The organism is Corynebacterium sp. HMSC055A01, from assembly GCF_001809405.1.
Lineage (GTDB): Bacteria > Actinomycetota > Actinomycetes > Mycobacteriales > Mycobacteriaceae > Corynebacterium > Corynebacterium hesseae.
In genome coordinates this window covers 57,778-64,334 of the sequence record NZ_KV797564.1, presented here as the reverse complement: position 1 = coordinate 64,334, position 6,557 = coordinate 57,778, and the positions used below count along the sequence as shown (strand labels likewise).

Genomic DNA, 6,557 nt, shown 5'->3' with positions numbered 1-6,557 from the left:
GCAAATCCACACGAAATGTCCCTTAAGCCTAGAAGGGAGAATAGATAGCAGAAACTCCCCGCCACGATCCCAAAAGGACCATGCGGGGAGTTGCAGGCGAAGCTTTACTTGCCCAGCTTACGACGCTGAACACGGGTGCGGCGCAGCATCTTGCGGTGCTTCTTCTTGGACATGCGCTTGCGGCGCTTCTTGATGACAGAACCCATAGCAGGTTTCCTCACTTTCGGTATCAGTACGTACGTAACCCGGCCGGCAACGCCTGGAACAAAACCACCCACGGTGCACTCGAGGCGGTCCCCGCAAAACAGGGAGACGCAGGCATGCCAGTGCCGAAACGAATGTTCACTATCTTACCTAGCGGCCTGCCCAGCACCAAAACTAAGGGCAGCGCCCACCGCCGTGGACCGCGAGGGGTCCGCAGTGGTGGGCGCTGCCAGAAAGAGGTGAACGCTAGGCTCCGTATACGGAAGCCTCAAGGTATTCCTTGACGGCGGATTCGTGAACGCGGAACGAGCGTCCCACGCGCACGGCCGGCATGTCACCTGCATGAACCAACCTGTAGACCGTCATCTTGGAGACACGCATGATCTCCGCAACTTCGGCGATGGTCAGGAAAGTTCCCTTATCTTCATTCGTCATAGTTTATTTAACCCTTCAGCACGTGACGCGCTGTAGGCTTCCCCTCCCACAGGACTATCACGCACGCGCTCCTGCCAGCTTAGCGTGAAACCTGTGACTAATGCGACCCAAGAGCTAATTTTTTCCTCTTTCGCACCGCTGCTGCCCTTGAAGCCCGTGTGGTAACACGTGCCACAGGGCTCCCAGGGCGACGGGAAGTTTTAGGCAAGTTCCTGCGCACGCTGGGTGCAGGCTTCGGCGGCTCGGAAGAACGCACCCCGCAGGCCAGACTCCTCGAGCTCGCGAAGAGCGGCGGCAGTGGTTCCCCCCGGGGAGGTCACCCCTGCGCGCAAAGCAACCGGATCCTTGCCGGATTCAGCCAGCATCGTTCCGGCGCCTTGTGCGGTGCGGGTGGCTAGCTTCTCGGCAACATCGCGGGTGAGGCCGAGCTGCACGCCGGCGTCGATCAGCGCCTCCGTGACTAGGAAGTAGTAGGCGGGTGCGGAGCCGGCCAGAGCGGTAGCAGCATCAATGTGTTTTTCCTCAATGACGGCAACCTCGCCGACAGCCTCCAGGAGCTTGACCACGCCGTCGAGCTGTTCCTCCGTCACGTGGGTGCCGCCCGCGCAGGTGCACATACCCTTGCCCACCAACATGGGGGTGTTCGGCATGACGCGGACGACCGGCACGCCCTCCCCAGCGGCCTTCTCCAGGGTCTCGAGAGTTAAGCCGGCTGCCATGGACACAACCACGGCCGTCTGTGGGATGTCGAGCCCCTCAAGAAGCTCCACGATGGCATAAGGCTTCACGCAGGCGAAGATGTAGTCGGCGCCGTCGACAGCCGCGGCGTTATCGCTCGTGACGCTGACGCCGTAGGCGCTCTTCAGCTCCTCGCCGCGCTCAGTGCGGCGGTTGGTCACCACGATGTCCGCGGCATCATAGCCCGCATGCACCAGCCCAGAAACGAGGGCTTCGCCGATTTGTCCTCCACCAAGTACTGCAATTTTTGTCATGCTTTCCAGGGTGCCAGAAAGGCCAGGACGCGGCCACCAATCAACAGGGCTGCTCGCACGCTACCCTTACACATGCAAAAGGCATCTGCCAGAAGGCGTTTTCTGCCCTGAATATGCCATTTACAGAAGGATAGATGGCGTTCTCAGGGGCAAAAGTACCTTCTGGCAGATGCCTTTGAGAAGATGCCCTTTGGGCCGGTGCCTACATCACCACGAGCAGCGGGCCAAAGGTCAGCACGAGACCGGCCACGGCTGCGAGGAACATGGACAAACCATCGCGGCTCGTGCGGAGTGCGTGGACGATTCCGACGATGACGCCGGTGACAACAACGCCGAGTACCACGACGACCAAGCGGTCAAAGCGGTCCCAGAGAATCTCAAAGCCCTTGAACACGATGGCACCGAGCACGATGCCCACGAGGGCGAGCAGGACGACGGCGAAGGGGTTGAGCTTGCCCTCGTCCTCCTCGTCATAGTCCTCGTCGTACTCTTCAACATCATGGTCGACTGCCTCGAGTTCACCCGTGGTAAAGGTGTCATCCTCGGCCTTGTCTTCGACTTTGTCGTTGGCCTTTGGCTCAACTTTTTCCTCGGTCTTCAGCTCAGCCTTGGACTCGACCTTTGACTGGGCCTTGTCTTCAGCCTTCTTGGGCTCGTCCTTGACCTTCTGGATTACGCGCGTGTCCTCGTCAGAGGGCTGGGAAGGCTTGGACTCAGATTCGGTTGGCTTCTCCGCAGGGGCGGCGGAGTGAGACTTATCAGCGTCCTTCTGCGGGGCCTCCTGCTGAGGTGTCTCTTGCTGAGGCTTCTCCTTCTTCTCCTTCTTCGGCGCAGGAATAACCGGGGCCGGCTCATCGATGGAGACACTCGAGTGCTTAGCCTCTGCCGGAGTTGCCTTGACCTTTTCGAGATTGCCGGTCAGCTCCGCAACCGAGATGCCGCCTTCGTCAAGGCTCCGGCGATGGCGGCGCGAGCTCTTCTCCTCGCCGGATCGGTCCTTCGCGTTACGGGCCAGCAGCTCCGCAACTGTCAACTGTTTCTTGTCAGCCACGTTTCTTTCCTATTCCAGTCCCTTATCGGTACGGCGCAAAATGACACCTTCTCGGAGAGCCCAGGGGCAGATCTCCAGCTTTTCGATTCCCAGGGCACGCATGCTCGCCTCCGCCACTAAAGCGCCGGCGACGATCTGATGCGATCGGGTAGAACTTACACCCTCAAGGTCCGCCCTGTCAGCTGCAGTCATACGGGAAATGAAGGAAATCAGCTGACGCAGGCCCGGCGCAGTGAGCGTGCGCTTCACATAGGGGCCCGCCGAGGACGGCGCAGCACCTGTCAATCGGGCCAGCGTGCGGAAGGTTTTCGAGGTACCCACGGCCAACCCGGCAGGGCCCAGCGCGCGCATTTTATCGGCGACGCCGGCCAGTTCCGCATCGATATAATCCCGCAGCAGGTTCACCTTGGATTTTTCCGGCGGGTCGGTATCGAACCAGTTGTGAGTCAGACGGCCTGCTCCCAAATCGAGGGAGAAAGCCATTTCCGGATGCTCGTCGGTACCGGTGGACAGCTCCAGCGAGCCACCACCGATGTCGAGGTTGGTAATGCGGCCAGCGGACCAGCCATACCAACGGCGGGCGGCCAGGAAGGTCAACCGAGCTTCCTCCTCGCCCGACAAGATCTCGAGGCGGACGCCGGTTTGTTTCTCAACTTCATCGAGAACCTTGGCCGAGTTAGTGGCCGAGCGCACGGCAGAAGTAGCAAAGGCAATGAACTCGTCACAGCCCAGCTTGTCGCCCAACTCAGCGGCTTCCCCCACGGCGGAGATGAGCTTCTTCATGCCCTTCTCATGGATGTTGCCGTCTTTGTCTAGCTGTTCCACCAGACGCAGCGGGGTCTTCCAATCGCTCATCGGCGAAGGCCGCCCACCGGTTGCGGCATCGACCGCAACGAGGTGGACGGTATTACTTCCGACGTCTAATACACCTAATCGCACGCCTCTACAGTAGTAGGTCTACCGTGGGTAGGTGTGAATCGCCCGAAATCAAAAGAAGTTTACCTGGGTTTTCCGGCCTCCTCCCCCGCGGCGGCTTCCATTATCGCCGGCCGCGAAAAGGCCCCCGACTTCCCCAGAGAGTGGTTCGAATTTACGGATCCGCACGATCCACTCCACGTCTTTTCCATCGACCTGACTTGGCTCGAATCGCACTATGCCTGCCAGTTTGGGACGGAGAGGTGCCACGGCATCGATAAGCAACAGCCCGACGTCGGCTGCTGCGTGCACGGCGCATACATGGCCGATGAGACGGATCGAGAGCAGCTTCGCGACGCCGTCGCCCGCATGCCCGCACGTTTCTGGCAGCACCGCCCAGAGGGGGTAGATGAGTTCCTGAAGCACGGTGAGCCCGAGGAACTGGAACCGTGGCTGGAGTGGGATGAACTCGACGGCGATGATGGCGAGCCGGAACCGGCGCTGAAGACGCCGCTTGTCGCCGGCGCCTGCATCTTCGCCAACCGCGCCGGCTGGCCCACGGGCGCGGGCTGCGCTATCCATCAGTGGGCGCTCGACGCGGGGGAAGAGCTCACCGTGGTCAAGCCCGAAGTGTGCTGGCAGCTGCCAATTCGCCGGCACGAAGACTATGAGGAGCGCCCCGACGGGGAGGAAATCCTACGCACCACCATCGGTGAGTACGACCGCCGCGGATGGGGCAACGGCGGCGAGGACTTCGATTGGTATTGCTCGGCCGATCCCTCCTGCCACACCGCGGAAGAACCGCTGTGGAAGTCGCAGAAGACCGAGCTGATCGCGCTACTCGGCGAGGAGTGCTACGAAATCCTGGCCAAGCACTGCGAGGCCCGGGCGCGCTCCGGAGTCGAGTTCCCGCGGCACCCAGCGGACCCTGGCGCTTAAGCCTCGAACTTGTAGCCCAGGCCGCGCACCGTCACGAGCTGCTGCGGGTGGGAAGGCTCGGCCTCGATCTTGGAGCGGAGGCGCTTGACGTGGACGTCGAGAGTCTTCGTGTCGCCCACGTAGTCCGCGCCCCAAATACGGTCGATGAGCTGACCGCGGGTCAGCACGCGCCCAGAATTGCGCAACAGGTACTCAAGGAGATCAAACTCCTTGAGCGGCATGGAAACCGGCTCGCCGGCGACAAGCACGGTGTGGCGCTCCACGTCCATGCGCACGCGGCCGCCTTCCAGAATCTGCTCGTCGGGCTCCTCTTCACCGTGATCGGAAGAGGCATCGTTGCCGCGGCGCAGCACCGCGCGGATGCGGGCGATGAGTTCGCGAGAGGAATAGGGCTTGGTCACGTAATCATCTGCGCCCAGCTCGAGCCCCACGACCTTGTCAATTTCAGAGTCGCGCGCGGTCACCATGATCACCGGCACAGAGGATGTCGCGCGCAGTTGCTTGCACACGTCCGTTCCGGACATGCCTGGCAGCATGAGGTCCAGCAAGACGATGTCCACGTGGTTCGCTGCGAACTGTTCTAGCGCACTGGGCCCGTCCGGGGCGAGGAGAACGTCGAATCCCTCCTTTCGGAGGAGGAAGGCGAGGGGATCGGCCAGCGACTCTTCATCTTCAACGATGAGGATGGTGGTCATTGCGCTTTATCCTTTCGACGAGCGGCTACGCGCGCCACGGCGCGCTGTAAACCAGGGGCGGCGGAGCTGACGGCCCCGTCTTCTATATTATCCCGATGAATAAGATTATCTGCTGGCTTTTCTTCCGCGTAGATAGGGAGCTCGATTGTGAACGTCGAGCCAGTTCCGGGGCGTGACCACAGTTTGATATTGCCGCCGTGATTAGCCACGACGTGCTTCACAATGGCCAGACCAAGGCCGGTTCCACCGGTCTGCCGGGACCGCGCCTTATCCACGCGGAAGAAGCGCTCAAAGACCCGCTTCTGGTCTTCCGGGGCAATGCCGATGCCACGGTCGGTGACGCGGATGTGGACGACCTTTCCGCCGACGACCTTCTGCGTGACCGACACCGGCATCTCATCCGGCGAATAGTGGATGGCATTTGAGATGAGGTTGGAGATCGCCGTGACCAAGAGGGACTTGTCCCCCATGACCTGGACCCCCTCCGAATCACCGCGGGTGAGCTGATTGTGGTGGGAATCGGCGGCAAGCTGGTTGCGGGTAATGGCCTCATCGATGATCTCATCGAGATCGAGCGGCTCCATTTCCGGGAGCGCCTCCGCGCCCTGCAGTTTAGACAAGGAGATGAGCTCGCTGACCATGTCGGCCATACGCGCCGCCTCCTTCTGCACCTTGCTGCCGAAATACTCGACGTGCTCGGGATTCCCGGTGTCCTCAAGGAGGGCCTCAGCCAGCAGCGCGATGCCACCCACCGGGGTTTTCAACTCGTGGGAGACGTTGGCCACGAAGTCACGGCGAGCGGATTCCATGCGCACCGACTCGGACTCATCGGTGCCGTAGACGATGACAAAGCGATCGTCGTTCAGCGTCAGCGGCTGGACCACCGCACGCACCTGAATCACGCGATTTCCGGTGCGGCGCTTCGGGATAGATAGGTCCAGCGTTCGGGTCTCTTTATCCTCGAAAACCTCCTGCGCAACTTTCCACAGATCGGGGTTCACCGCCCGGTCGTGCACCATCGACATCTCATGGGAGGCAGGGTTAGAAAAGATGATCTCTTTGGACCGCGAGAGCACGGCCATCCCGGCTGGAGAGCCGGACACGGCGAGGTGCAAGACCTGGCTAACGCTGGTGACCTGGTTCGCATCCGCATCACGGACGCGGCGGCGCACTAGGCGCTCGCGGACCCGGGCGATCACCGGTATGGCCAGGCCGCAGGCCACCACGCCGGCCAGGAAAGCTAGTACCAGTTCCACAATCATTCACGCCCCTACAAAGAATCCCCAAGGAGTATAGGCTCCTTGGGGATCGTGCGCAGCACGTAGC

General features: G+C 61.3%; 8 protein-coding genes. 1 reads left to right on the top strand and 7 read right to left on the bottom strand.

Going from position 1 to position 6,557, the window contains the following annotated elements; genetic code table 11:
• Positions 1-104 precede the first annotated feature (104 nt).
• From HMPREF2604_RS13515 to HMPREF2604_RS04755, 5 genes are all read right to left on the bottom strand, one after another.
• Positions 105-206, bottom strand: a complete 102-nt coding sequence (locus HMPREF2604_RS13515) for a 30S ribosomal protein bS22 (RefSeq protein ID WP_003855542.1) — start codon at positions 204-206, stop codon at positions 105-107.
• A gap of 244 nt (positions 207-450) precedes the next feature.
• A complete protein-coding gene (locus HMPREF2604_RS04770; RefSeq protein ID WP_010189818.1) occupies positions 451-639 on the bottom strand; it encodes a helix-turn-helix domain-containing protein in 189 nt (62 codons plus the stop codon).
• A gap of 200 nt (positions 640-839) precedes the next feature.
• Positions 840-1,631 carry a pyrroline-5-carboxylate reductase gene (gene proC, locus HMPREF2604_RS04765; RefSeq protein ID WP_070563647.1) on the bottom strand — a complete coding sequence of 264 codons (792 nt, stop codon included), beginning with the start codon at positions 1,629-1,631 and terminating at the stop codon, positions 840-842.
• Positions 1,632-1,833: 202 nt separating this feature from the next.
• A complete protein-coding gene (locus HMPREF2604_RS04760) occupies positions 1,834-2,682 on the bottom strand; it encodes a hypothetical protein (protein ID WP_070563644.1) in 849 nt (282 codons plus the stop codon).
• Positions 2,683-2,691: 9 nt separating this feature from the next.
• Positions 2,692-3,621: a Ppx/GppA family phosphatase gene (locus HMPREF2604_RS04755; protein WP_083299172.1), complete on the bottom strand. Its 930-nt coding sequence runs from the start codon at positions 3,619-3,621 to the stop codon at positions 2,692-2,694.
• A gap of 33 nt (positions 3,622-3,654) precedes the next feature.
• Between HMPREF2604_RS04755 and HMPREF2604_RS04750 the strand changes: the two genes are divergently transcribed.
• Complete coding sequence (locus tag HMPREF2604_RS04750; protein WP_070533966.1) at positions 3,655-4,536, top strand: DUF3109 family protein; 882 nt, start codon at positions 3,655-3,657, stop codon at positions 4,534-4,536.
• On the opposite strand, the gene HMPREF2604_RS04745 is transcribed toward HMPREF2604_RS04750, so the two are convergent.
• Both HMPREF2604_RS04745 and HMPREF2604_RS04740 read right to left on the bottom strand, forming a co-directional pair.
• Positions 4,533-5,231, bottom strand: coding sequence for a response regulator transcription factor (locus tag HMPREF2604_RS04745; protein ID WP_070521121.1), 699 nt, complete (start codon positions 5,229-5,231; stop codon positions 4,533-4,535). The genes HMPREF2604_RS04750 and HMPREF2604_RS04745 overlap by 4 nt on opposite strands.
• Entirely contained in the window at positions 5,228-6,493 is a 1,266-nt protein-coding gene (locus HMPREF2604_RS04740) for a sensor histidine kinase (protein ID WP_070563639.1), read from the bottom strand. The genes HMPREF2604_RS04745 and HMPREF2604_RS04740 overlap by 4 nt, the downstream gene beginning before the upstream one ends.
• Positions 6,494-6,557 lie beyond the last annotated feature (64 nt).

Coding starts and splice junctions, on each gene's coding strand:
- HMPREF2604_RS13515 (WP_003855542.1), bottom strand. CDS start 206: ATGGGTTCTGTCATCAAGAAGCGCCGCAAGCGCATGTCCAAGAAGAAG.
- HMPREF2604_RS04770 (WP_010189818.1), bottom strand. CDS start 639: ATGACGAATGAAGATAAGGGAACTTTCCTGACCATCGCCGAAGTTGCG.
- proC (WP_070563647.1), bottom strand. CDS start 1,631: ATGACAAAAATTGCAGTACTTGGTGGAGGACAAATCGGCGAAGCCCTC.
- HMPREF2604_RS04745 (WP_070521121.1), bottom strand. CDS start 5,231: ATGACCACCATCCTCATCGTTGAAGATGAAGAGTCGCTGGCCGATCCC.
- HMPREF2604_RS04740 (WP_070563639.1), bottom strand. CDS start 6,493: ATGATTGTGGAACTGGTACTAGCTTTCCTGGCCGGCGTGGTGGCCTGC.